Genomic DNA, 26619 nt, shown 5'->3' with positions numbered 1-26619 from the left:
ACCACGACCGCCACGGCGACCACGATCCCGGTCGTGATCAGACGCTTTCGCTTCTCGCCGGGCTTCTGATTGCGCTCAGCCGGCTGCGCGGCAGGCGCGCCACCCCGATACAGGGTCTTGTCCAATTTAAAAGGAACGGTTCGTTGCATTTCCAACGGCAAGGTCCGCGGGAGTACCATCGGCTCCGTCTTTGCGGTCGCGATGCCGGGCAGGTTCTCGGTGAAACCGAACCGGTTGTGCAACTGCGCCAATGGTTTCGGTGCCCACCAGTTGACCCGGCCGAGCATGTGCATGAACGCCGGGACCAGCAGCATCCGCACCAGTGTCGCGTCGGCCAGGACCGCCACCGTGAGCCCGAACCCGAACAAGCGCATGAACGACACCTGTGCGGCCATCAATGCCGAGAAGGAGATCGCCATGATCAGGGCGGCAGCGGTGATCACCCGCGCGGTATGCGCAACACCGAGCGCGACGCTCTCATCGTTGGCGTCCGGCCCGCCGTCCGTGGCCGCCCAGTATTCGCGGATCCGGGAGATCAGGAATACCTCGTAGTCCATCGACAGGCCAAAAGCGATGCAGAACAACAACACCGGGAGCTGCACGCCCAACGTGCCCGTCGCCGCCGTGCCCAGCCCGCCCAGGTGGCCTTCCTGGAACACCCACACCAGCGCGCCGAAGGCCGCGGTCAACGAAAAGGTGTTCATCAGCACGGCTTTGAGGGGTAACACCGCGCTGCCCGTGAGGAGGAAGACCAACGCCATGGTGATCACCGCGATGAGCGTGAGAACTAGGGGGAGGCGTGACGAGATGGCGTGCACGCTATCCCGGTTGCTCTGCGCCACACCGGTCAACTGCACCGGTACGCCGCCGGGTGTCGGAACGGCGTGCAGCCGGTCGAGCTGCGCATCGGCGGCAGCGGTGTACAGCGGTGCCTCGGTGCCGATCGTCACGAACGCGCTGCGGTCCTTCATTGCGCTCGGCGCCGAGGCCGGACGCCATCCTTGACGGCGGCCGCCGTCCACGAACGTGCCGCCCGGCGCGGACACCCACAAGACCTGGGGTACCCGCGACAACGCTGCCGCATAGGCGTCCAGCTCGGCTGAAGTCAGGTTGGGCGCGTCCGGCAACACCGCGGTGATGTTGGGAATCCCGCGATCCGGAAAATTGTTTCGGAGCTCGTCGCCGACTTGGCGCGCCGAAGCCGAGCTGGGCAGTATCCGGTCGTCCGCGAAGCCCCAGCGGACATTGAGAAACGGCGATCCCAACAGCAACAAGAGGGCGGTGACCGCTACACCGATCGGGACGGAGCGCCGCATGACCGCTTTCGTCCACCGATACCACGACCACAGCTTGGGTTGTCGTTGAGCGGAGGCGGGGCGGAGACGCGTCACCCAGCGACGAATGTTGAGCGAATCGAGCCGGCTGCCCAACAGCATGATCGCCGCCGGTGTCACCACAATCGCGGCCGCCGCGGCGAATGCGACCACCGCGACCCCCGCGTAGGCGAAGGATTTAAGAAAGAACTGCGGAAACAGCACCAACGTCGCCATTGACAACGCGACCGTCATCGCCGAGAACAAGACGGTGCGGCCCGCCGTGAGCATCGTGCGGGTCAGTGCTCTGTCACGAGGATGGCCCTCTGCCAACTCATCCCGATACCGGCTCAGGATTAGCAACGTGTAGTCGACGGCCAATGCCATGCCCATCGCCACGGTCAGGTTCAACGAGAAGATCGACACGTTGGTGAACAGGGCAATGATGCGCAGCGAGGCCAAGGCGCCGAGGATCGCCGAAAAGCCGACGGCCACCGGCACTGCGCCGGCGACCAGGCCACCGAAAACCCAGACGAGGACCACGAAACTCAGCGGCAGCGCCAACGCTTCCATGAAAAACAGGTCTCTTTGGGTTTGTGCATTCACCTGCCAGTTGATGACCGCCTCCCCGCCGGCGCGTAGCGTCACGCCGTCCCGGTCGTGGACGAGTTCTTCGACCAGACGCTTGGCGGTCAGCTGAGCATCGGTTTCACTGCCGACGATGCTGGCACTGACCAGCCCCGTCTTGCCGTCCTTGCTGACCAGCGACGCCGCCGTCGCCGCCGGCACCGTCCACGTCGAAGAGACTTGTCGGACGTGCTCCGAGTTCTGCAGTCGCCGAACGAGATCCGTTCCGACGGCTTTTGCCTGCGGTCCCAGCGCACCGCCGTCGGAGGTGACGGTGATCAGTATGCCGGTGCCGCCCTGGTCGAACTTATCGGACAGCAACGCCGAGGCCCGCGACGATTCGGCGCGGGGGTCGAGCCCACCGCCGGATGACAGCGACTTGATCACCGGCACGCCGAAGATCGCGGCAGCGATCATCACCAACACCGCCCCGAGAATGACCCGGCGCGGGGCGGTGACGGCCAGGCGGGCGATTGCGTGCAGCACCAGGCCCCCTCGCTAGTGTCCGGTGAGTTCGTGCTCGATGAGTTCGCGGTAGATCGGCTCGCGCAGCAGTTCGGCGTGAGTTCCCCTCGCCCGGATCCGGCCATCCCGGAGAACCAGAATCTGATCGGCGTTGGTGACGGTGGACAGTCGGTGAGCGACAACCAGGACGCTTCGGCCGCCCCGTGCCTGCAGCAGATTGCTCATCACGTCGTACTCGTTGGCGCGGTCGAGGTGGGCGGTCGGTTCGTCCATCAGGATGAGCTGCGATCGCGACAGGAATGCGCGCGCCAGGGCCAATCGCTGGCGTTGACCGCCCGAAAGGCTGCGCCCGCGTTCGAGTACGGGAGCGTCGAGTTGTTGCGGCAGGCAGGCGATTTCGTCGGCGAGGTTCACCTGCTCGAGGACGCGCCACAGGCCATCGTCGTCGGCGTCCGGATTGGCGATGAGCAGGTTGTCGCGAATGGTCCCGTGCAGCACGGGCGCATCTTGCTCCAACAGTCCGAGCCGGCGGCGCAGTTCTCGCACCGGGATGCTGCGAAAGTCTTCTCCCGCCCAGCGCAGCAACCCGGCGGTGGGGTCGTGGAAGCGGCACAGCAATGCCAGGATGGTTGACTTGCCGGCGCCTGACGGACCGATCAGCGCGGTGATTTGATCTCGGCCGAGGGTGAACGACACGTCGTCGAGGACGGGGTGCGAACCGTAGGTGAACGACACGTGGTCGAACTCGACCAGTGCCCCAGCGGCGTGGGCGTTTCGGGCTGCGTTCGGACCGGCGGCAACGGCGGGTGGCGGCGAGTCGTCTTCCGGCAGTTCCCGCAGGGTCGACGTGAGGTGTTGATATGCCCCAGCCGCGGTGCGCAATGCGGTCAGCGCGATGAACGCCGCGTTGATGGGAAAGATGGCGTAGACCGCGAAGGCGAACAGGCTGACGAACTGGCCGACGGAAAGGCCACCACCGGCGACTCGGCGCCCGTCGATGATCATGATCGCCAGAAACGAACCGGTGATCCCCAACCGCACAATCCCGATGTTGATGGCGGTGGCGGACGCGACGCGAACACCCGATTCATAGGCGGTGCGTGCGCTGGCGCCGATCGACCGCGCTTCGCGTTCCTCGGCGCCGAACAGCTTGACGGTGCGCGCGGCACCCAGAGCACGGTCCAACCCCGCCGTGTAATCGCCCAGGGCGGCCTGGCGGTTCAACGATGCACGCTGGATCAGGGACAAAAACGGATTGCCCACGCCGAACGCCACCACCAACGCCGCGACCACCACACCCACGGTGAGCGCATCGATGGTCAACATGAAAATCGTTGCGCCGAGCAATGTCAGCAGCCCGAACACCACATCGGCAACGGCGCGCGGCATATCACGCAGCAGACCCGCGTCGCTGGTTCCCCGCGCCAACAGGTCCCCGGTACGGCTCCGATCCAACAACCCGATCGGCAGGCGCACAACATGATTGGTGAAGTCGTCCCGCAGCCCCAATACGATCTTCTCGCCGGTGCGATCGAGCCGGAAGTGCCCCAACGACTCGAGCAGGAGTTGTCCCGCAAGCATGACCACCAATGCGACGGTCAAACCGGAGATCGGTGCGCCGGCCGTCGCCCGGTCGACCAGCCGTCCGGCCACCAGCGGCTGCAGTAACGTCAGTGCGGTCGCCCCGGCAAGCAAGAACATGCTGGCGATCATCGAAACCCGATGTGCGCGAAGCAAAGTCAGCATCGTGTGGCCTACAGCAGCCCGAGACGCCGCAAGTCGGTGACGTACTTGACGATGATCGGTGCCGAGACATGCGGGATGTCCCGGTCAGGGCCGATTTTCGCGTCCTGCACTGCCCTGCGGAATCGATCCGTGGGCGCGTAGGAGCCGCGGGTCGGTTTGAGGGGCTGCACCCGCCCGGAACTGCGCAGCAACAACATCTGCAGCACCGAGTGCCGACGCTGCCGCTCCGGCAAGGCGCGCAGTGCGGCCTCAAAGCGCGGCAGCCACTCGTGGAAGCCACCGACGCGCTGGATGGGGCAGCCGGCGTCGATCAGCCAGTCGACGTACTCGTCGAGCCCGATGCCGTCGTCGTGCGGGTTCATGACGTGATAGGTGTGGAATCCCGGGGTGGACGAGGCGACCTGGGCGCCCAGCGTGACAATGGCTTCGGCGACGAACCCGACCGGCAGCCCGTCGAAGTGGGCACGTTGCCGCTGACCGTCGGCGTCGAGCTCATAGAAAGAGTCGGGCGCGATGCCGGTGGTCATCAGGCTCAACACCATCCGGGTGACGGTGTCGGAGATGTTGAGCTGACCGGTGAATGTGTCGTCGGCCAGGATCATGTCGCAACGGAACACCGCCACCGGCAGTGCGCACAGGTCGTGGGCCTCGCGCAACAACACCTCGCCGGCCCACTTGCTGTTGGCGTAACCGTTGGCAAGGCTGCCGTCGATGGCGCGGGCGGGGCTGACGATCCGGATATCGGCGTCTTCGGTGAACAGCGATGGCTCGATCTGGTTGCCGACGTCGGCGGTCGACACGTATGTGTAGGGCTTGAGCTTGGTGGTGAGCGCGATTCGGATCAGCTCGGCCGTGCCGACGACGTTGGGCCCGAAGAGTTCGCTGTAGGACAACACGGCGTTCACCACGGCCGCGGAGTCGACGATCACATCGACGGTGTCGGCCAGGCGTTGCCAGGTCGCCTGGTCCAGCCCAAGATTGACCTCACCCTTGTCACCGGCCAGGACCTCGAGGTGGTCGGTGGCCAAATCCTGGAATAGCCACAGCATTTCCGGATCGGTGGCGAACGTGTCGTGCAGACGACGTCGCGCTTCCTCGTCGGACTCGGCCCGTACCAGGCAAATCAGCGTGCCGTCCACCAACTCCATTTGCTTGAGCCATTCCAACGCCAGGTAGCGCCCGACGAAGCCGGTGGCACCGGTGAGCAGGACGGTGCGCACTTGCGCGCTAGGTCCGGGCAGCTGTGCTGCCTGCGCCAGCGTGGACGCGTCGAGGAACCTGTCCAGCGTGAGGTCGTCGGCACGCGCCTCGCGGGCGGCGCTGCCGTGCACGGAAACAAAGCGGGGATCCCCGCCCGGGGTGGCGACACTCAACTGCCGGCTCAAGGCCCGCACCGAGGGGGCGGCCAGCAGGGTGCGCACGGTCAATTCCGCGTCGAGGGCGGTGTTGATGGCGGTGATCGCGCGCATCGCCGAGATGCTGTCGCCGCCGAGGTCGAAGAACGAGTCGTCGGTGCCGACGCGTTGCAGGCCCAGCACCTGGCTGTAGATGCCCGCCAAGATCCCTTCCGTCGCGCTGGTCGGCGCCCGGTACGCATCCGCGTCGCGGTATTCCGGTGCCGGGAGGGAGCGGGTGTCGAGTTTGCCGTTGACGTTGAGCGGCAACGCTTCCAGCGGCACAACGGCGGTCGGCACCATGTAGGACGGCAGCCGTTCGGCTATCGCCGAGCGGACTGCCGCGGGGTCAGCAGTCCCGGTGACGTAAGCGACCAGACGCTTGACTCCGGGGCGGTCCTCGCGGGCAATCACCGCGGCCTGATCCACTCCGTCCAACGCGGTGAGCATCGTCCGGATCTCGCCCAATTCGACTCGGAAGCCGCGGATCTGAACCTGGTCATCGGCGCGTCCGACGTAGCGCAGCTGACCGTCGGCGCCCCAGCAGACCAGATCGCCGGTGCGATACATCCGCATGCCGGGCGGCCCGAAGGGACACGCGACGAACCGCGCGGCCGTCAGGTCGCCGCGCCGCCAATAGCCCAGGCCCACACCGTGACCCGCCGCGTACAGTTCGCCGACCACACCGGCCGGCACCGGGCGCAACCACCCGTCCAACACGAACAGCGCAGCGCCGGGAACAGGCGACCCGATCGGCACAACCGACGCCGCGCCGGGGCCCATCGGGCTGGGCTGCAACGGCGCGCTGCGTGCCGCGTCCACGGTGATCTCGGTCGGGCCGTAGGCATTGATCACCACTCGCCCATCGGTGGCCCACCGGTCCGCTACGTCGGGTGGGCAGGTTTCACCGCCAAGCACCAACGTGAGCGACTGCAACCCCTCCGGCGAAAGCACCCCCGCGGCCGACGGGCTCAGGTCGAGCACGGTGACTTGTTCGGCGGCCAGGAGCGCGTGAAAGTCGCTGGGCGACTCCATCACCGGTTCGGGAACCACTACCAGTCGCCCACCGCGCAACAGCGCACCCCAGATCTCCCACACCGAGACGTCGAACGCATATGAGTGGCACTGCGCCCACGCTCCCCCGCGTGGCAGCGAAGCGTCCAGCGACTCCGCCAACCGCGTGACGTTCTGGTGGGTGACGGCCACGCCCTTCGGCAGGCCAGTGGTGCCCGAGGTGTAGATCACGTATGCGATCTCATCGGCGGCGGGTGCCGGCAAGCCCGTGCTCGGGTAGCCGTGCTGCCGCGGATCGTCGACATCGATGACCGGGAGATCATGACCGTCGAATCGTTCGGCCAGGCCTGCGGTCGTTATCGCGGCGATCGGTGCCGCGTCGGTGAGCATCTGATCTATTCGTGCCGCTGGCAGCGCCGGGTCGATGGGCAGATAGGCCGCACCGGTCTTCAGCACGGCCGCAATGGCCACAACCGCCTGGGTTGACCGCGAAAACAGCAGTGCGACAATCCTTCCCGGCCCAGCCCCGTGATCGGACAACAGCCGCGCCAACCGGTTCGACGCCTCGTCGAGTTCGCGATACGTCAGCGATGAGCCCATGCAGGTCAGCGCCGCCGCCTGCGGGGTGCGCGCAACCTGGGCGGCGAAAGCCTCGGGAATCGACATCGCGGCGGGTAAGGCATGAAGCAACCCCGCCCGGTTGGCCCACTCGTCCAGCTGCGCACGCTCGGCCACATCCAGCGGCTCCAGTGCCGACAACGCGAGCCCCGGCTGGTCGGTCATCGCCGCCAACGTGCGCTGCAACCGCCGCGCCAATGCCTCGATGGTCGCCGCGTCGAACACATCACTGCGATAGTCGAGGCGAAGGCTCAGTTCCGGACCGGCCGCAGGCGAGGCCGCCAGCACCAGCGGATAGTGCGTATGTTCCCGGGTCGTCACCTCGGCGACGACCAGTCCGTCATCACCCGACAGCGCGCCGGGGTCGACGGGATAATTCTCGTAGACGCACAGGGTGTCGAAAAGCCACTGTTGACCGGTGATGCGGTGGATGTCGCGCAGCGCCAGATGCTGATGCTCGACGGTGCGCTGGTGCAGGTCGTGCAACTGCCCGAGCAACTCCGCGGTGCTCGTCGTCGCGGTGGCGTGCACCCGCACCGGAACCGTGTTGATGAACAACCCGACCATCGAGTCGGCGCCGGCCAATTCGGCGGGTCGGCCCGAGACCGGCACGCCGAAGGCGATGTCGTGCTGACCGGTCAGCCCCATCAACAGTTGCGCCCACGCCGCCTGCAGCACGGTGCTGACGGTGGTCTGACGCTTGCGTGCCAGCTCGTTCAGCGCCCTTGTGGTGGCTCCCGGCACGCGGACCTGTACGACCGCGCGTGGGCCCAGGCCCAACCGGTCCGACGGCCCGACCAGGGTCGGCGTGTCGAAGCCGGCCAGTACATCGCGCCAGGCCGCCGTGGCGGCGTCCAGGTCCCGGGCGGCGACCCAGCTGACGAATCGGCGATACGGCGCTGCCGCGGGCAACCGGTGCTGGTGGTAGCCGGCGAAGATCTCCCGCAACAGGATTGGCATCGACCAGCCGTCGAGCACGATGTGGTGATTTGTCAGCACGAACCGATAGCTGTGCGCGGCGGTTCGGAGCAACATCACCCGAAACGCCTGTCCCGCACCGAGATTGCATACCGCGGCGCGTTCGTCGGCACAAAGCCGCTGAATCCGATCCTCGCCGTCGCCGGCGTCCAACTCCTCGTAGCGCCACGGCGCCACGGGATCTGCGGTGATGATCTGCACCGGCTCGCCGAACTGCGCGCTGAAGCGGGCTAATAGGTGGGGATGCCGCCGCACGACAGCCTGCACTGCCTCGTGCAGACGGTCCGGGTCCACCGCGCCGCGCACCGCGATGTCCAATTGCACCGTGTACGGCTCGCCCTCGTCCGCCGACCGCTGCGCAGTGCCGGAGTGAAACAGCAGCCCCTGCTGCATCGGGGTCAGCGGCAGTACGTCGGCGATCTCGTGTTGCCGCTGTAGCTCGTCGATCTGGTACTGGCTCAGCCGGGCCGGAGCGATGTCCGAAGGCGTCAAACCTCCGCCGCCGCGCCGCACATGAGCACAAATGCCGAGGAGGGCGTCGAACCACAGTCGATTGAGCCGGTTGATCTGCGTGGCATCGATTTTCGACGTGGCGTAGGTCCAGTTGGCGCGCAGCCGCGGCCCGGCGTCGCTGTCCACGGTGGCGGCGTTGACCTCGACGGTGTGCATCAGCGGCATGGCGATCGCTGTCGCGGCACCGGCCATCGCCGCGCCGTCCGGGCAGACCCGCCATTGAGCAGCGTCGCCATGAGCGTAAGCACCAAGGCGGCCAAGGTAATTGAAGCCGATCGACGGGTCGGGTCCGGCCAGGTCGACGTCGGAGTTCAGGTAACGCAGCGCCCCGTAGCTCAGCGCGTCCGGCACGGCCCGGAGTTGCTCTTTGGCGCTCTTGACCGCGGCACCCAGCGCCGCGTCGCCGCTGAGCACTTGCGCCCAGGACGGTCCCCCTACGCCTAGCGCCACCGGGTACTTGGTGGTAAACCATCCGACCGTGCGGGACAGGTCGAGGTCGGCGGCCAGCTCCTCGTGGCGTCCGTGGCCCTCGACGTCGATACCGATCGGCTGATCGGCGGTGCCCAAGAACTCGGCCAACGCCAAACCGAACGCGATCAACAAAATGTCTTGGACCCCGACATGAAACGCCGTCGGTACCGCAGTCAGCAGCATGCTGGTGGTGTCGGCGTCCAACAACTCCGTCTGGTGTCCGGCGGTGACGAAGGTATCCAGCGATGGTTGCACCGCCGGCAACCCCGCGGCAGCCGCCGCTATGCCTCGCCAGGTGTCGGCATGGCCAACCACTGCCGCCGAGTTCGCGTACTCCCCCAGCAGCGATGCCCACCGCTGGAACGACGTCCCCGGCGCCGGCAACATGACCGGCTGGCCGCCGCGAAGCTGAGCCCACGCGATGTTCAAGTCTTCCAACAGGATTCGCCAGGACACCCCATCGACCGCCAGATGGTGGATGAACAACGCCAGCTGGCCGTTTGGCGGCGCCCATACCGCGCTGACCATTGCGCCGGCGGCGGGATTCAGCCGCGACCGCGCCGCCACCAGCACCTCGTCGGAGAGCACGTCCACCGTTTGCAGGCAATCGCGCGCGTCGGCGGATCCTGGCGGCGGCACGGACAGGGACCAACCCTCGGGAGACGAACCCTCGAAAGACCAACCCTCGTCGACACGCAACCGCAGCATGGCGTGCCCGTCCAGCAGGGCTTGCAGCAGCACCACCACATCCGCCTCGGTGGCGCCTGCGGGTGCCCGCACCACGACCGTTTGGCTGAACTGCTCGATCGGGCCCTCGACCTCCTGCAGCCAGCGCATGATCGGGGTTGCCGGCACGGTTCCCACACCCTCGTTGTCCGGCACACCCAAACCGTCGACCGCGGTGGCTACCAGTGCCAGCCTTGCCACGGTTTGTTCTGCGAAGATGTCACGCGGCTTGCACACGACGCCGGCTGCCCGCGCCCGCGCCACCACTTGCATGGACAGGATGCTGTCGCCGCCGAGTTCGAAGAACGAGTCGTCAACCCCTACCCGCTCTAGTCCCAACACCTGCGCATAGACATCGGCGAGGATTTGTTCGACCGCGTTGTCCGGAGCGCGATAGCGGTCCGGGGCCTGGTAGTCCGGTTCCGGCAGCGCACGCACATCGAGTTTCCCCGAGGTGGTCAGCGGGAACGCGTCGAGCACCACCAGCTGCGTCGGCACCATGTATTCCGGTAGTCGCGCGCTCAACTGATCGCGCACCGACACGAGCTTGGTGTTGGCGTGCGGGTCGTTGGCGTGGCAGCCAGACCGGTGGCCTCCGGCGGGGGCGACATACACGTCGGTCATCGGGCCGGCGTTCGAGGTGAAAACCGCGTCGAGGGTGCCGCGTTCGGCGCCCCAGGTGACGGCAACGTGGTACCCCGCGCTCTCGCCGAGGCGGTGCAGTTGTTCGGGCGTGACGGCGTCGATCGCGTCCTCGGCGGGCGGGTCGGTGAGCGGCAAGCCGGCGGCGATCGTGTCCTCGATGCGAACGTCGGTGATCAGTCCGGCGCGCGGAATTCCGGTGATGCGCACGGCGACAGGGCGTTCGGTTGCCAACCTTGCATGCAAACCGTCCAGCTGCCCGCATTGGGTCCACGTCCGGGTGGGCGTGTCGGCGAGCGAGCACACCGCCGCGGGCGCCTTGTGGACGACGACGTCGTAGCGGTACCGGTTGAGTTCGTTGTCCGCCACTCCGCGTTTGACTTGGATGTCGAGTCCGGCCACCGACCCGCACCCGGCCGCCCACGTAGTGAAAAAGTCCGGCGCCAAGAGCAATTCGGATTCGTTGATGATGCCGCGCCTGACTCGTTGCCGGATCTCGGCGGTGGAGGCGGGGTTCCCAGGGTCGCTGGTGTGCGCCAGCGTGATTGCGGTCTGGAACGCGCCCTGCAGGGCGTAGTTGCGGACATCGCCGATGAACAGCGCGCCGCCGGGCACCAGCAGCTGCATGACGCGGTCGATCAAGTCCGCCAAATATCCCTCGTTAGGAAAATATTGAACCACCGAGTTGAGAATGACTGTGTCGAAACCATTTTCGGGTAGTCCATCGGTCACGTGGGCCGGGCGGGCCAGCAGCTGAACACGGTCGCGCCAGGCAAAGCGCGACTGCTCCAATGAGCGGACCAGGTTGCCGACGGCCACCGCCGACATGTCGGTGGCAACATAGCGGTCACACTCCGGGGCGAGCTGGGACAGCAAGAGCCCGGAGCCCACGCCGATCTCCAGCACGCGGCGTGGCCGTAACGCCTTGATTCGGGCCACCGTGGCCGACCGCCACTCCAGCATCTCCTCAAGCGGGATCGGAGCGTCGGTGTAGCTGCTGTTCCAGCCCCGGAAGTCCAGACCGAACTCCGGCGCTTCGGTTTGCGCGTCGTAGAGGTCGTCGTACAGGTCCTGCCACTGATCGACGATTTCGGCGTCTCGGACCGTGTCCCGGTTCGTGTCGGTGGTGCGTTGCAGGGTGAGGTAGCCGACGAGTTGAGCACCGCCCGCGGGTGTGGGCCGCATCCTGACGACAGCCTGATTGACCTCTGGGCATGCCGCCAAGGCGTTTTCGATTTCGCCCAATTCGATGCGGTACCCGCGGAGCTTGACCTGCTCATCGGCACGCCCGACATACCGAAGCTGCCCGTCGCCGTCCCACGACACCAGATCCCCGGTGCGATACATCCGCATTCCCGGCCGGTCCGGCCCGGCAAACGGACACGCCACGAAGCGTGACGCGGTCAATCCGGCCCGGCGCCAATACCCCAGGCCTACGGCATGCCCCGCGATATACAGTTCGCCCACCACCCCGGCCGGCACCGGACGTAACCACGCGTCCAGCACGAAGAACGCCAGATGAGTCAACGGCACCCCGATGGGGCTGGCATTGTTGGCCTTGATCGCACTGTTCGCATTGTTGGCTAGGTCGCCGGCCGCGATCTCCCGGAACGAGGCGTGCACCGTTGTCTCGGTGGTGCCGTACAGGTTGATCAGGCGTGGTGATCGCGGGTGGTGACGCAACCAGGTCCGAAGCCGGTTCGGCTCCAACGCTTCTCCGGCGAACAGCACCGCTTCGAGTTCGAGTTGATCCGCGAGTTCGGGTGCGAGCGCTCGGCCGTCATAGACGGTTTGCAGCGCATAGAACGCCGAGGGTGTCTGGCTGAGGACGCTGACGCGTTCGGTGACGAGCAGGGCGTGGAAGTCGTGCGGTGAGCGCGCCACCGACTCAGGCACGATGACGAGGCGTCCACCGCTGAGCAGCGCGCCCCAGATCTCGCACACCGATACGTCGAACGCCAGGGAATGCCACTGTGACCACACTTCCCCTGGGCGCAGCTGGCCCTGCAGCGTCTGCAGCAACTCGACGACGTTGTGGTGGCTCACGGCAACGCCTTTCGGGTTGCCGGTGGTGCCCGAGGTGTAGATGAAATAGGCGATGTCGTCGGGGGCCGGTGTGGACAATTTCAGCCGGCGTTGGCCATGGATGCCCGGGGCGTCGACGTCGATGACCAACAGGTCGTGGTCTTCGAACCGCACGGCCTGATCTGAGGTCGTGATCGCCGCGACCGGGGCGGCATCGGCGAGCATGAAACCAACCCGTGCCGCCGGCAGGCTCGGGTCGATCGGCAGGTAAGCCGCCCCGGTCTTCAGCGCCGCCAGGATCGCCACGATGGCCCGCGGCGAACGCGAAAGCAGCAGCGCCACCGACTGTCCCGGGCCTACGCCGTGGCCGGCCAGCACGAATGCCAGTCGGTCGGACGCCTCGTCCAGTTCGCGGTAGGTCATCGACCGTCCCTCGTAAGACAGCGCGACCGCTTCGGGCGTCCGGGCGACCTGGCCGGCCCACAGCACCGGAATCGACACACCGGGCGACGGCGACCGGTTTAAGGTGCCACGATTGCCCCACTCGGCAAGTCGCGAATGTTCCTCCGCGGCAAGCACATCCACCGCCGACAACCGTCGGTCCGGGTTGTCGGTCATGGCCGCCAAGACCCGCTGGAACCGCTCAATCAGCGCTTGGATCCCCGCGGCGTCGAACACGTCTGCGTCGTATTCGACGCGGAAAGCGAGTTCAGCCCGCGGCAGCGCCTGGATCGTCAGTGGGTAGTGGTTGTAGTCGTGGCTGGTGGTTTCCTTGACCGCCATTTCGTGCGGCCCCGCCGATGTGCCTTGCAGTGAGCCTGGTAATGAGCCCAAGTCGATCGGATAGTTCTGGTACACGAACAGGGTGTCGAACAGTCTCTCGTGGCCGGCGATTCGGTGAATCTCACTGAGCGCCAGGTGCTGGTGCTCGAGTGTGTCGTGGTGCAGGCTGTGCAACTGGTCGATCAGCTCCGCGACAGTGGTTGCAGCCGCGCCATTCACCCGCACCGGAACGGTGTTGACCAGCAAACCGACCATGGATTCCGCGTCGACCAGGTCGGTTGGCCGCCCGGACACCGGTACGCCGAAGGCGATGTCGTGCTGGCCGGTGAGCAACATCAGTAGCTGGGCGTAGGCGCCCTGCAGCACGATGTTGACTGTGGTGCGACGGGCACGCGCCAGGGCGCGCAGGGCCTCCGTCTGCTCGCCAGGCAGCACAAAGGAGTTCACGCTGCGCCGTCCCACCCCCAACCGATCCTGCGGGCCGACCAGGGTGGGGGACTCGAACCCGGCGAGCACCCGGCGCCAGGCTGCGTTGGCGGCGTCGAGGTCTCGCTCGGCCAGCCAGGACACGAACCGGCGATACGACGCGGGCGCGGGTAACCGCCGCCCGTGGTAACTGGCGAAAATTTCGCGCAGCACAATCGGCAAGGACCAGCCGTCAACCACGATGTGGTGATTGGTCAGCACAACGCGGTACTGGTCCGGCGCGGTCCGGATCAATGCCACTCGAAATGCCGGCGGGTGGGCCAGGTCGCACACCGCGGCTCGTTCGGCGGCGCACACCCGCCGCATCTGCTCTTCGACATCCGCGTCGCTGTCCAGCTCCACATACCGCCAACCGGTTTGGGGATCGGCAGGGATGATCTGCACCGGCTCGTCGAACTGGCCACAAAAGCGTGCCGCCAGATTGGGATGCCGGCAGACCACCATGTGGACCGCATCGCGCAGCCGGTCTGGGTCAAGGGCCCCGGTCACCGCCAAGTCCAGCTGGACCGCATACACGTCGTCGCCGGCGAGTGCGGTGCTGGCGTGAAAGAGCAGGCCCCGCTGCATCGGGGTCAGCGGCAGCACGTCGGCAATGCTGTATTGCCGCTGTAACTCATCGATCTGGTGCTGGGTCAGGCGCGTGGGCGCGATGTCCGACGGTGTCAAGCCGCCCCCGCCGCGGCGCACCTGCGCGCAGATGCCTGCCAATGCGTCAAACCACAGCCGGTTGAGCCGTTCTACCTGCGTTGTGTCGAATTGCGATGTGGCCCAGGTCCACTCGGCGTGCAGTTGCGGCCCGGCCGCGGTCTCGACCGTCGCGGCGTTGAGTTCCACCGTGTGCATGAGCGGCATTGCCAGCCCGGCGCTGCCGCGTGTGCCCGGCCGATGGGAGATCCGCCAGCCGTCCGTGTCAGTTGTCGCCGCGCCGCCGAGCCGGCCCAGGTAGTTGAATCCGATCGGCGGTTCGGACCCGGACAGTTCCACGTCGGCATTCAGATAGCGCAGCACACCGTAGGTCAGCCCGGCCGGAAGAGCCCGCAGCTGTTCCTTCATGCCCTTGACCGCACTGCCCAGCGCCGCATCCCCCGCCATCACCTGCGGCCAATTCACCTCGCCCGCGGCGAGGGCCACCGGGTACTTGGCCGTGAACCACCCGACCGTGTGGGTCAAGTCGACACCGGAGTGGACCTCCTCGTTACGCCCGTGAGCTTCGACATCGATGCCGATCGGTTGACCACGGGTGCCCAAAAATTCCCCCCACGCCAGGGCGAACGCGATCAACAGAATGTCCTGCACCCCGGCGTGGTACGCCGCCGGCACGTCACCCAGCAGCAGGCGGGTGTTCTCGCTGTCCAAAGTCGCCACGAAGTGCCCGGCCGTGGCGAACGTGTCGACGCCGGGGTCCACGGCCGGCAGTGCAGCGGGCACCGCCAATACCGTCCGCCATGCTTCCGCGGTGTCGATCACTGCCGCTGATCGCGCGTATTCGTTCAGCAGCGACGCCCATCGCCGAAACGACGTCCCCGCGACCGGCAACAACACCGGGTGGTGGTTGCGCTGCTGGGCCCAACCAACATTGATGTCTTCCAACAGGATCCGCCACGACACACCATCGACGGCCAGGTGGTGAATGCAGAGCACCAGTTGGTTGGCGTCGCAGATCCACAAGGCGCGCAACATCGCGCCGGTGGCGGGGTTCAACCGTGACCGGATGTCGAGCAACACTTCATCCGACCAGGTGTCGACCGACTGCAAGCACTCGGCCGCATCCACCGATCCCGGCGGCTGCGCCGTCAATGACCAGTCGGAGCTCACCCGCAACCGCAGCATGGCGTGTCGATCCAACAAGGCCTGCAAAAGAACAACCACATCCGCCTCGGTGACACCGGCGGGCGCCTGCAGCGACATCGTCTGGTTGAACTGCTCAACCGGGCCACCGGTGGTCTGCAGCCACCGCATGATCGGCGTGGCCGGCACCTCGCCGACACCTTCGTCCACCGCGGCGGAGGTGTCACCGACGACACCGGCCACCCGCGCAACGCCGGCCACCGACTGCTCGGTGAACAGATCCCGCGGCCGGCACAGCAGACCGGCCGCGCGGGCCCGGGCGACCACCTGCATCGCCAGAATGCTGTCCCCGCCCAGATCGAAGAACGACTCCTCGACACCCACCCGGTCCAGGCCGAGGACCTGCGCATAAATGCCGGCCAAGACCTCCTCGACGGCGTCGGTCGGCGGGCAATACTGTTCGGCGTCTTGGTATTCCGGTGGCGGTAGGGCGGCGGTGTCGAGCTTGCCGTTCACCGTGAGCGGCATTGCGTCCAGGACGACTATCGCGTTGGGCACCATGTAGGGCGGCAGACGGTCGGCCAACCCGCTGCGCAAGGCGGCGGGGTCCGCTTCGCAGGTGACATAGCCGACCAGGCGCTTGTGGCCGGGACGGTCCTCGCGCACGACCACCACGGCCTGGTGGACACCATCCAGTGCGGCCAGCCCCGCCTGAACCTCGCCCAGTTCTATGCGGTAGCCGCGGATCTTGACCTGCTCGTCGGCGCGGCCGACGTACCGCAATTGGCCGTCGGCACCCCAGTAGACGAGGTCTCCGGTGCGATACATCCGTTGGCCCAGCGATTCCGCGCCGCCGAACGGACACGCCACGAACCGCGACGCCGTCAACCCCGCCCGGCGCCAATACCCCACGCCCACTCCCCGGCCGGCAACGTACAACTCGCCGACCACTCCAGGTGGCACCGGCTGCAGCCAGTGGTCCAGCACGAACAGCGCCGCACCCGATACCGGCGTGCCGATCGGCGGCACCCCGGAACCGGCGGTAAGGGGCGCGCTCATGCACGCATAGATCGTTGTCTCCGTGGGGCCGTAGGCGTTGATCATGACGCGGCCAGTAGCCCAGTGGTCGACCAGTGCCGACGGGCACGCCTCACCGGCCACCACCAACGCCGCCGATTCCAGACCCTCTGGCGCCAAAACACCTACCGCGGAGGGGGTTTGGCTGAGCACGTCGATATGCTCGGCCGCCACCAGCGCGTGGAAGTCGGCCGGTGAAGTCGCTACCTCCTCGGGCACCACCACCAAGCGGCCGCCGCTCAACAGCGTGCCCCAGATTTCCCACGCCGATACGTCGAAGGACAGCGAATGCCATTGTGTGGCCGCAAATTCCGCTGTGTCGGTGTGAGATTCGAAGAAGCTGCTGACCCGGAAGAGCTGGGTGACGTTGTGGTGGGTGATGGCCACCCCCTTGGGAACGCCGGTGGTGCCCGAGGTGTAGATCAGGTAGGCGATGTCCCGGGCAGAGGGTTCCGGTGCCAGTGGCGTGCATGGTTGAGCTTCGATGCTGGGATCGTGGACATCGATGACCCGTAGGCCGTGCCCATCCAGTCGGTCAGCGAAGGCCGCGGTGGTGATCGCGGCGACCGGCTCGGCGTCGGCGACCATGAACCCGATCCGTGCCGGCGGCAGCGCGGGATCGATCGGCAGGTAGGCAGCCCCCGTTTTGAGTACCGCGGCGATCGCCACGACCGCCTCGGCAGACCGCGGAAACAGAAGTGCCACATAAGCGCCCGGGCCGACGCCCGAACTGGACAGTAAGTGGGCCAGCCGGTTCGACGCCTGATCGAATTCGCGATACGTCATCGACAGCTCGCCGCACGTCAGCGCAACCGCATCCGGGGTGCGGGCCACCTGTGCCGCCAACGCCGCCGGAATAGACAGCGCGGGCGGAATGGGCTGCCGGAGAACCGAACTGTTGCCCCAGCCATTCAGCCGCGCGTGCTCAGCGGCATCGAGTAGGTCCACCGACGACATCGCCAGCGACGGGTTGGCCGTGACTGCGTCCAACACCCGCCCCAATCGCTCGACGAAGCCGTGGATGGTGACGGCGTCGAAGACGTCGGTGCGGAACTCCACCGTTCCGCCGATGCCCGCCGGCTCACCGGTGCCAGTCCAGCGCTCCCCCAGCGAGAAGCGCAGATCCATCCGGGCCGTGCGGGTGTCGACGGGCAACGCGCTCACCTGTAGCTCACCGAGATTCAGCTCGGGTGAAGCGTTGTTCTGCCACGCCAACAACACCTGGATCAGCGGGTGATGGGTGAGTGATCGGGGCGGGTTGAGCCGCTCTACCAGCATTTCGAACGGCACGTCTTGGTGTTCGTAGGCGGCCAGGCTACGCTCCCGCACCTGCGCCAGGAGCTCGGTAAAGCTCGGGTTGCCGGCCAGGTCGACACGCAGCACCAAGGTGTTGACGAAGAACCCGACCAAGTCGTCCAGCGCGGGGTCGCCGCGGCCGGCGATCGAAAACCCCAAGGCGACATCCGGGCTGGCACTCAGTCGCGACACCAACAGCGACAGCGCCGCCTGAACCACCATGAAACTCGTCGCGCCATTCTCACCGGCAAGGCGACGGATCCGCTGCTGCACGTGCGGCGGCCAGTCCACCGTTACGCTGGCGCCGCAATAGTCGGCGGCCGGTGGATAGGGTCGATCGGTGGGCAGCTCCACGCGTTGCGGCAGGTCGGCAAGTTCCCGTTCCCAATAGGCCATCTGGGTGGCCAGTGGGCTCTCGGGATCCGACAGTGCGCCGAGGTTCTTTCGTTGCCACAGCGTGTAATCGACGTATTGCACCGGCAAGTCAGCCCAGCCGGGAGCGTGTCCCGCGCACCGGGCGCCATATGCCAGGCCCAGATCACGGACCAGCGGAGCCATCGACCAGCCGTCCGCGGCGATGTGGTGCGCCGTGGCGACGAGAACATGCTCCTCTTCGGAGATCTGGAAAAGAAGTGCCCTCAAAGGGATTTCGGTCGCTAGATCAAACGTTCGGCGTGCCTCGGCACCGATCGCGTCGGCAAGTCGCTCTTCCCGCCATCCGGTGGCGTCGACGACCCCCCAAGTCACGTCGGCTTGATCGGCCGCCAGCACCACTTGATGGGGTATGCCATCCGGCGCGGCAAACACCGTCCGCAGGGTTTCATGGCGGGCAACGACGTCGGTCAGAGCGGCCTGCAACGCCTCAGCGTTCAGGGGGCCGCGCAGCCGCAGTGCCGCCGCCATGTTGTAGACCGCTGAACGGTCCTGCAACTGGTCGAGGAACCACAGGCGACTCTGCGCGTAGGACAACGGGATCGCCACGGGCCGCTCGGCCGCCGTCAGCGGTTCGAGCCCGCCCCCCGCGCTCAGGCGGTGCGCCAATTCGGCGATTGTGGGCGCGTCGAACAAGGTGCGCACCACCAGTTGGGTGTCCAAGGCCTTGTTGATCGCGGCGATCGCCCGCATTGCCGACAACGAGTCCCCGCCCAGGTCGAAGAACGAATCGTCGACGCCGGCTCGTTCGAGGCCCAGCACCTGGGCATAGATTCCGGCAAGGATTTCCTCGGTGAGAGTCGCCGGGGGGCGGTACTGTTCGGTGCTTTGGTATTTCGGTTCTGGCAGCGCGGACGTGTCGAGCTTCCCATTGACTGTGAGTGGCAACGCTTCGACGCGCACCACCGCCGCGGGCACCATGTAGGACGGTAGTCGGTCGGCCAATACCCCCCGCGCCTGAACGGGATCCACCGCCCCGGTGACATAGCCGACCAGTCGCTTGTCGCCTGGGGTATCTTCGCGGGCAATGACGATGGCTTGATCCACCCCGTCGACCTCGGCGAGCGCCGCTTGCACATCGCCGAGCTCGATGCGATATCCGCGAATCTTGACCTGCTCGTCGGCCCGCTCCACGTAACGCAGTTGGCCGTCGGCGCCCCAAAAGACCAAGTCTCCGGTGCGATACATCCGTTGCCCGGTGCCGCCGAACGGGCACGCGACGAACCTCGAGGCCGTCAATCCCGCGCGGCGCCAATAGCCGAGCCCCACCCCCCAACCCGCCACGTACAGTTCGCCCACCACGCCGGCTGGGACGGGCCTCAGCCACTCGTCGAGTACGAACAGTGCCGCACCCGGCACCGGCGAACCGACCGGCGGCGCCCCCGTGCCCGGCTGCAGCGGTGCGCTCACCGCCACGTAGATGGTGGTCTCGGTTGGCCCGTAGGCGTTGATCATCACCCGGCCAGAGGCCCATCGGTCCACCACCGCTGCGGGGCAGGCCTCGCCACCCATCACCAACGCCACCGAATCCAACCTGTCCGGCGGCAAATAACCTACTGCAGAGGGGGTTTGGGTGAGCACATTGATGTGTTGCTCGACAACCAGATCGCCGAACTCGGCGGGTGAGGCGACCACCTCCTCGGGTATGACCACCAGCCGGCCGCCGCGCAACAGGGCGGCCCACACTTCCCACACGGAGAAGTCGAAGGCATACGAATGCCAGTGCGACCAGACCTGTTTCGACGCGTCGGGCAACCCCGCGTCGGCACCGTCGACAGAAAGGATCAACTGGGTCAGGTTCCGGTGGCTGATCGCGACGCCCTTGGGCACACCCGTGGTTCCCGAGGTGTAGATGATGTAGGCGACGTCATCGGCTGCGGGCATCGGGAGCGCGGTGGCCGGGAAGGTCTCGATGTGTGGAGCTTCGGCATCGATGATCGGCAGCTTGAGCCACTCGAAATCTGTCCCGGCAGACGCGATTGCCGCTACGGGGGCGGCATCATCGACGATGAACGTCAACCGCTCCACCGGCATCCGCGGGTCCAGCGGCAAGTAGGCCGCTCCGGCTTTGAGCACCGCCAGTATCGCAACGATCGCATGAGGCGACCGCTCGGCCAGCAGCGCCACACACGAGCCCGTGCTCACGCCGCGCTCAACAAGCAAGCGCGCCAATCGGTTAGACGCCTCGTCGAGTTCTCGGTAGGTCCATGCCGAACCTCCGCAACTCAGCGCCACCGCATCACCAGCATGTGCGACCTGGGCGGCCAGCGCCGCCGGGATCGACACACCGGTGGGCGGCGACTGGGACAACACCGCGCGGTTGCCCCAGTCGGCGAGGCGAGCGCGTTCCGCGGCGTCCAGCAGGTCCAGCGACGACAACCGCGCCATCGGTTGCGCGGTCAGCGCCGTCAGCACCCGCTGTAGTCGCGCGACGAGCGCTTCGATGGTCGCGGCGTCGTACACGTCGGTGCGGAATTCCACCGCCCCGCCGATCCCGGCGGGCTCACCGGTGTCACCGAAGCGTTCGCCCAGGAAGAAGGCCAGGTCCATCCGCGCGGTGTGGGTGTCGACGGGCATGGGATGGACCTGGAGATCGGCCACCGTCAAGTCGAGCGGGGTGGCGTTCTGCCAGGACAGCGAAACCTGGATCAGTGGGTGGTGGGTCATCGATCGGGGTGGGTTCAGCCGTTCGACAAGAGCCTCGAAGGGCACATCCTGGTGCTCGTAGGCGGCGAGGCTGCGCTGACGAACTTGGGCCAGCAACTCGGCGAATGTGGGATTCCCGACGACTTGCACCCGCAGGATCAAGGTGTTGACAAAGAAGCCCACCAGGCGATCCAGCGCGGGATCACCCCGGCCGGCGATCGGAAAGCCAACCGCAACATCGGAACTGGTGCTCAGCTGGGAAAGCAGCACCGCGAGGGCTGCCTGCACCACCATGAAGCTGGTCGCGTTGTATTCGCGGGCCACTTCCCGCACGCGCTGTTGCAGCTCCGCCGGCCACTGCACGGCCACACTGGCGCCGCGGTGGTCGGCGACCGGTGGATAGGGACGGTCGGTGGGCAGCTCCAAACGCTGCGGCATCCCCGCCAGCACCTCGTGCCAGAACCTCACCTGGGCGGCCGAGGCGCTGTTCTCGTCGGCCGGATCCCCCAGGCTGTCCCGTTGCCACAGGGTGTAATCGGCGTACTGGACCGGCAATTCGGCCCAGTCGGGGGCATGACCCGCCCAGCGGGCGGCGTAGGCCGAGCTGATGTCAGCAGCCAGGGCCCCGATGGACCAGCCGTCGCCGGCGATGTGGTGCACGACGACCACCAGCACGTGATCGTCCTCGGTGAGGCTGAAAACCTGTGCTCGGATCGGGATTTCGGTGGCCAGGTCGAAGCTGTAGTGCGCGGCCCGTTCGATGGCTTCGGTCAGCCGGTCGGGCGACCATCCGCCGGCATCGACTACCGCCCAACCGAAGTCGGCCCCGGCGGCCGGCCGCACCACCTGGCGCGGTATCCCGTCGACCGCCACGAAAACCGTGCGCAGGCTTTCGTGGCGTCCGACCACATCGGCCATCGCGGTGGCCAACGCCTCGGGTATCAGCCTGCCGGTCAACCGCAACGCAACAGCTCGGTTGTAAACCGGTGAGGGTCCTTGCAATTGGCTGATGAACCACAGGCGACTCTGGGCGAACGACAACGGAATCACTGCGGGCCGCTCACCGGCGACCAACGGTTTGGAGCCGCCCGAATCGCCGCCGAGGCGTGCCGCCAGTTGAGCGATGGTGGGTGAGTTGAACACCGCCCCCAACGGCAAGTTCGCATCCAGGGTCGAATTGATGGCCACAACCACCCGCATCGCGGCCAGCGAATCCCCGCCGAGGTCGAAGAACGACTCCTCGGGCTCGACCCCTTCGACACCGAGGACCTCGGCGAAGATCGCCACCAGCGCCTGTTCCAAGGCGTGGTTGCGTGGGGCGTCCGGGTACTGCGGCCTCGGCAGTGCTGGGATGTCGAGTTCGCCCGACGCCGTCACGGGCAAGGCATCCAGTACCAGCACGGCGACCGGCACCATGTAGGACGGCAGGCGCTCAGCCAACACGGCCCGTGCCGCCGCCGGGTCCACCGCACCGGCAATCGACTCCGTGACATAGCCGACCAGTCGTTGGTCCCCTGGGCGGTCCTCACGGGCGATCACGACCGCCTGGTCGACGCAATCCAGCTCGGCGAGAGCCCCTTGGACCCTATCGAGTTCGATCTGTTGCCCCCGGATCTCGACGCGGTGGTCCGTCGGGCCCACCCGACGCAACCGCTCATAAGGTTTCATTCGAACGCCACCCCCCGGACGACCGACAGTTCAGCAACCCGCGGCCGGTGACAGGCGCTCGCGCAGTCGTCTCGGCCGGATGTCAGTCCAGTTGTCGTCGATGTAGTCCAAGCACGCGGCGCGCGCCGCTGCACCGAAGAGCACCCGCCAGCCGGCCGGAACCTCGGCGAACGCCGGCCAAAGACTGTGTTGCTCCTCGTCGTTGACCAAAACGAGGAAGAGGGCCTGGTCGTCGTCGAACGGATTAGTACACACTCGTTCTCACCGCCTACTACAGATAGGTCAAGGGCCAGACCAGCGTGCGCGGAACCGTTTACCAGATAACGGACCGGCCAGACAAACTTAACACCAGAAATCTTCAAATCGTGTGTCAACGGTATGGGCCGATATGCCGAAGAGGCGGAGTTAGCCCACGGGTTAGCGTCGTACTCACTCGCGCTCCTCTTCTTGGTTCCGGGTGCGCTGTATCTGTATGTAATTTCAGACCTCCCGCCCTGCTACCGGTCCCAACATCGGGTCAGCGTGCGGTCGGTGGGCCACTCGGACAACGTTGGCCGACTCCCCCAGGTTGAGTCGCGGCGCTTGCGATGTCTTCGCGTAGTCCTTGCGAAATTCTTGCGTCCAAGGAATGCCATTCGCAACGGACAATGCGGACCGGGAAATGGCACCGTCAATAGTCCGTTATCCGCTGGGCACCATTTGGCCATTGGCCCGGCTGTGCGCGCACCCCTGCCGCCGATCTACCCTTGTTCCGTGCCCAACGAGAAAGTTCCGGGTGGGGTGGTGCACAAGCTTCCCGCAGACCTGCGCACGGCGCTCGTCGCCAACTCCACAGCACTTGAGGCCTGGCGGGACATCACGCCGCTAGCACGAAACGAGTTCATCTGCTGGGTGGAAGACGCCAAGCAAGCCAAAACCCGGGAACGCCGGATTCGCCGGACCCAGGAGGAATTGGAAGAAGGCAAACGGCGGCCTTGCTGCTGGCCCGGGTGCAAGCACCGCGAGCGCACCGGCAAGCCCTGATACTTACTTCCGGCCGGGTAGCTTCATCACCGTACGCACGATCGGCAACAGGGACTTCTGCCACAGCGTCGACGGGATGCCAAGCGGCGGATCGAGATTGAACACTCGGGCCGCCGCGATGGTCTGCGATTCGGTGTACTTCAACAGGCCCTCGGGGCCGTGCCTGCGACCCACCCCGGACGCGCCCATGCCGCCCATCGGTGCGCTGAGGCTGCCCCAGGCGAACGCGTACCCCTCGTTGACGTTGACGGTTCCCGAACGCAAGCGTGAGGCGATCTTCTGGCCCTCTTCGGTGGAGGCCGCCCACACGCTGGCATTGAGCCCGTACTCGGTGTCGTTCGCCTTCTCCACCGCTTCATCGACGTCGGCGACGGGATAGATCGAAACGAGCGGTCCGAAGGTCTCGTTGGCCGCGCACTCCATTTCGGGGGTGACGTCTGTCAGCACGGTCGGCTCGTAGAACAGCGGCCCGATGTCGGGACGGGCCTTGCCGCCCGCAATCACTTTGGCGCCCTTGGCCGTCGCGTCGTCGACGTGCTGGGACACCGTCTGCAGCTGACCTTCGGAAATCAAGCTGCCCATCTCCACGGAGAAGTCGTATGTGGTGCCGAGCTTCATGTTGCGCACCGCTTCGCCGAATTTGCGCGTGAAGTCGTCGGCGATGTCCTTCTCGACGTAGATCCGCTCGATGGAGATGCACAATTGCCCGGCGTTGGAAAAGCACGCGCGGGTGGCCGCCTTGGCGACCTTGTCGAGGTTGGCGCCCCGCGACACGATCATGGCGTTCTTGCCGCCAAGCTCGGCCGAGAAGCCGATGAGACGCCGGCCCGCGTGCTCCGCCAGCCGACTTCCGGTGGCCGTCGAGCCGGTGAACATGAGGAAGTCGCAGTTCTCGGTGATCGCGGTCCCGACCACCGAGCCCGGGCCCGGCACGATCGCGTACAGCGCTCGCGGCAGACCAGCGCGGTACAACAGTTCGGCGCAGGCGAGTGCGCAGTAGGGCGTCTGGCTGTCCGGCTTGAGCACCACCGCATTGCCGGCGATCAGCGCGGGCACCGAGTCCGACGCCGTCAGCGTCATCGGGTAGTTCCACGGTGAGATCACCCCGACGACGCCCTTGGGCTGATAGCAGACCGTGGTCTTGCCTATCGCCGGCAGCAGGGATTGAACGTTACGCGGCTTCAACAGGTTTGCGGAGACGCGCGCGTAGTAGTTGGCGTTCGCCATCAGGTCTACGATTTCCTCTTGCGCCGCCCAGCGTGCCTTGCCCGCCTCGGCTTGCAGCAGATCCATGAGGAACTCGCGGTTCTCGATGACCAGATCGCGGTAACGCTTGATCACCTCAACGCGATCCGCAACCGTCCGGTTGGCCCATTCAGTCTGCGCCGCACGGGCTTTGGCAAAAGCCGCGTCGACGTCGGCGGCCGTACCGACCGGGATCGTGGTCATCGGCTTGCCGGTGAAGACCTCATTGATCGTGATGGTCTCGCGTGCGGCGATGTCCTCGATTGCGGCCAAGTTGCGCAAGCGCTCGAAGGCCTCAGCTGACGGTGCAGGCATCTCGTTACCTCTCGGAATGGGTCTATCGGGCATCACCCTATCGCCTGCCCAAAGTGGCTGTTTTCAAACAAAATTGTCCGGTGCGTAAGTAATTGGTCGAGGTGGTCGAGCTCGATCGGGCACCGTCGGCGAGTGCGTCACCAAGCACATCGCACCACCCTGGCCCAGCCGGACAGCCGGGCGAACCGCACGGCGCCGGTGGTGATTGTGGCTCACGTCTTTGACCGCGTCGTAGCGAGTCCGACGACCTGGCCGTCGTCCAACGCCAGATCCCAGGCACCCGGGCGGAGTGGCGGCATGGATTCGAGTCCACCAGGGTTTTGCTACCCGCTTTCCGCGACCGCGGCGCCGGCGCGGCCGAAGTCAGCTAACCGCGCAGATCGCGGTTTGGCGGCCGCCGGTTGGCATCCAAGCCGCTTCAGCAGATTTTGCAGAGCCCGCGCCTGCGCGCCGGGGGCCATGCTTCCGTGTCACACAGAGGCCCATCGCTAGTCTCATTTAGCAGAACCAGGCAACAAAGGGGTAACAAAGTGTGTCCCTTAAGTCCCATCCGACACTAAGGTGCTCTTCGTGGGCAAAATCCGGTTAGCCAATGGCGTAGCCCGCTGGCTGGCGTTTGCGGCCTCGCTCACCCTCGCCTCCGGCATGGTCTACGCCCAAACGCACGAGCATCGCACTCACGCGCAGAATGAGGCCGCACCCGTCGTGGGAACCGCACCTGCCAGCGCGGCCGCGGCGGCGGCGGGCGCGGCACCGCACACCGCCAGTCCCGGTGAAGCGCAGGCACTAGCCGCGGCGGCGGCCACCGCACCGCTGGCTGCCCAGGACTTCCAATTCGCGCTGCCGGCCGGCCGCGGGTCCGAGGAGGGGCTGCAGGTCAAGACGATCTGGGCAGAGCGCGTTATCAGCCTGCTGTTTCCACAGATCACCACCATTGGCGGGTACCGGCAGGACGCTTTGCAGTGGCACCCCAATGGCTTGGCAATCGACGTGATGATTCCGAACCACAGCAGTCCCGAGGGCATCGAGCTCGGCAACCAGATCGCCGGATTCGCGTTGGCGAATGCGAAGCGCTGGGGAATCCTCCATGTGATCTGGAGGCAGAAGATCTACCCAGGCATCGGTTCGGGCAGCTGGACGGCCGACCTCGGCAACGAAACCCTCAACCACTATGACCACGTTCACATCGCTACCAATGGTGGCGGCTACCCGACCGGGCACGAGACCTACTACATCAGTTCGATGAGCCCAACGCCACCTAATTGACAGGTATTCCCAAGGTTCGACCGCCTTGTTTTGAAAACACCTGGTGCAGCAGGAAAGGCGTT

The 26619-nt window shown here is 66.3% G+C and carries 5 protein-coding genes and 2 pseudogenes; 2 read left to right on the top strand and 5 right to left on the bottom strand.

Annotated elements, in window-relative coordinates:
• Positions 1 to 116 precede the first annotated feature (116 nt).
• The 4 genes and pseudogenes from G6N68_RS12615 to G6N68_RS12600 all read right to left on the bottom strand — a co-directional run.
• A pseudogene (locus G6N68_RS12615) lies at positions 117 to 2426 on the bottom strand (MMPL family transporter); the annotation flags it as partial.
• A 12-nt stretch (positions 2427 to 2438) separates the two neighbouring features.
• Positions 2439 to 4151, bottom strand: a complete 1713-nt coding sequence (locus G6N68_RS12610; RefSeq protein ID WP_163712365.1) for an ABC transporter ATP-binding protein — start codon at positions 4149 to 4151, stop codon at positions 2439 to 2441.
• Positions 4152 to 4159: 8 nt separating this feature from the next.
• A pseudogene (locus G6N68_RS12605) lies at positions 4160 to 22678 on the bottom strand (amino acid adenylation domain-containing protein); the annotation flags it as partial.
• A gap of 60 nt (positions 22679 to 22738) precedes the next feature.
• Positions 22739 to 22963, bottom strand: a complete 225-nt coding sequence (locus G6N68_RS12600; protein WP_163712359.1) for an MbtH family protein — start codon at positions 22961 to 22963, stop codon at positions 22739 to 22741.
• A 498-nt stretch (positions 22964 to 23461) separates the two neighbouring features.
• Between G6N68_RS12600 and G6N68_RS12595 the strand changes: the two genes are divergently transcribed.
• Positions 23462 to 23731: a YdeI/OmpD-associated family protein gene (locus tag G6N68_RS12595; protein WP_163712356.1), complete on the top strand. Its 270-nt coding sequence runs from the start codon at positions 23462 to 23464 to the stop codon at positions 23729 to 23731.
• A gap of 3 nt (positions 23732 to 23734) precedes the next feature.
• Here the strand turns inward: G6N68_RS12595 and G6N68_RS12590 are convergent, their stop codons facing one another.
• Positions 23735 to 25291 carry a succinic semialdehyde dehydrogenase gene (locus tag G6N68_RS12590; protein ID WP_163712353.1) on the bottom strand — a complete coding sequence of 519 codons (1557 nt, stop codon included), beginning with the start codon at positions 25289 to 25291 and terminating at the stop codon, positions 23735 to 23737.
• A 570-nt stretch (positions 25292 to 25861) separates the two neighbouring features.
• Here G6N68_RS12590 and G6N68_RS12585 point away from each other — a divergent pair.
• A complete protein-coding gene (locus tag G6N68_RS12585; protein WP_240355447.1) occupies positions 25862 to 26557 on the top strand; it encodes a VldE C-terminal domain-containing protein in 696 nt (231 codons plus the stop codon).
• Positions 26558 to 26619 lie beyond the last annotated feature (62 nt).

This window comes from Mycobacterium bourgelatii (assembly GCF_010723575.1).
In the GTDB taxonomy this organism is placed as follows: domain Bacteria; phylum Actinomycetota; class Actinomycetes; order Mycobacteriales; family Mycobacteriaceae; genus Mycobacterium; species Mycobacterium bourgelatii.
This window is presented reverse-complemented; position numbering and strand designations above follow the sequence as displayed.

Coding starts and splice junctions, on each gene's coding strand:
- G6N68_RS12610 (WP_163712365.1), bottom strand. CDS start 4,151: ATGCTGACTTTGCTTCGCGCACATCGGGTTTCGATGATCGCCAGCATG.
- G6N68_RS12590 (WP_163712353.1), bottom strand. CDS start 25,291: ATGCCTGCACCGTCAGCTGAGGCCTTCGAGCGCTTGCGCAACTTGGCC.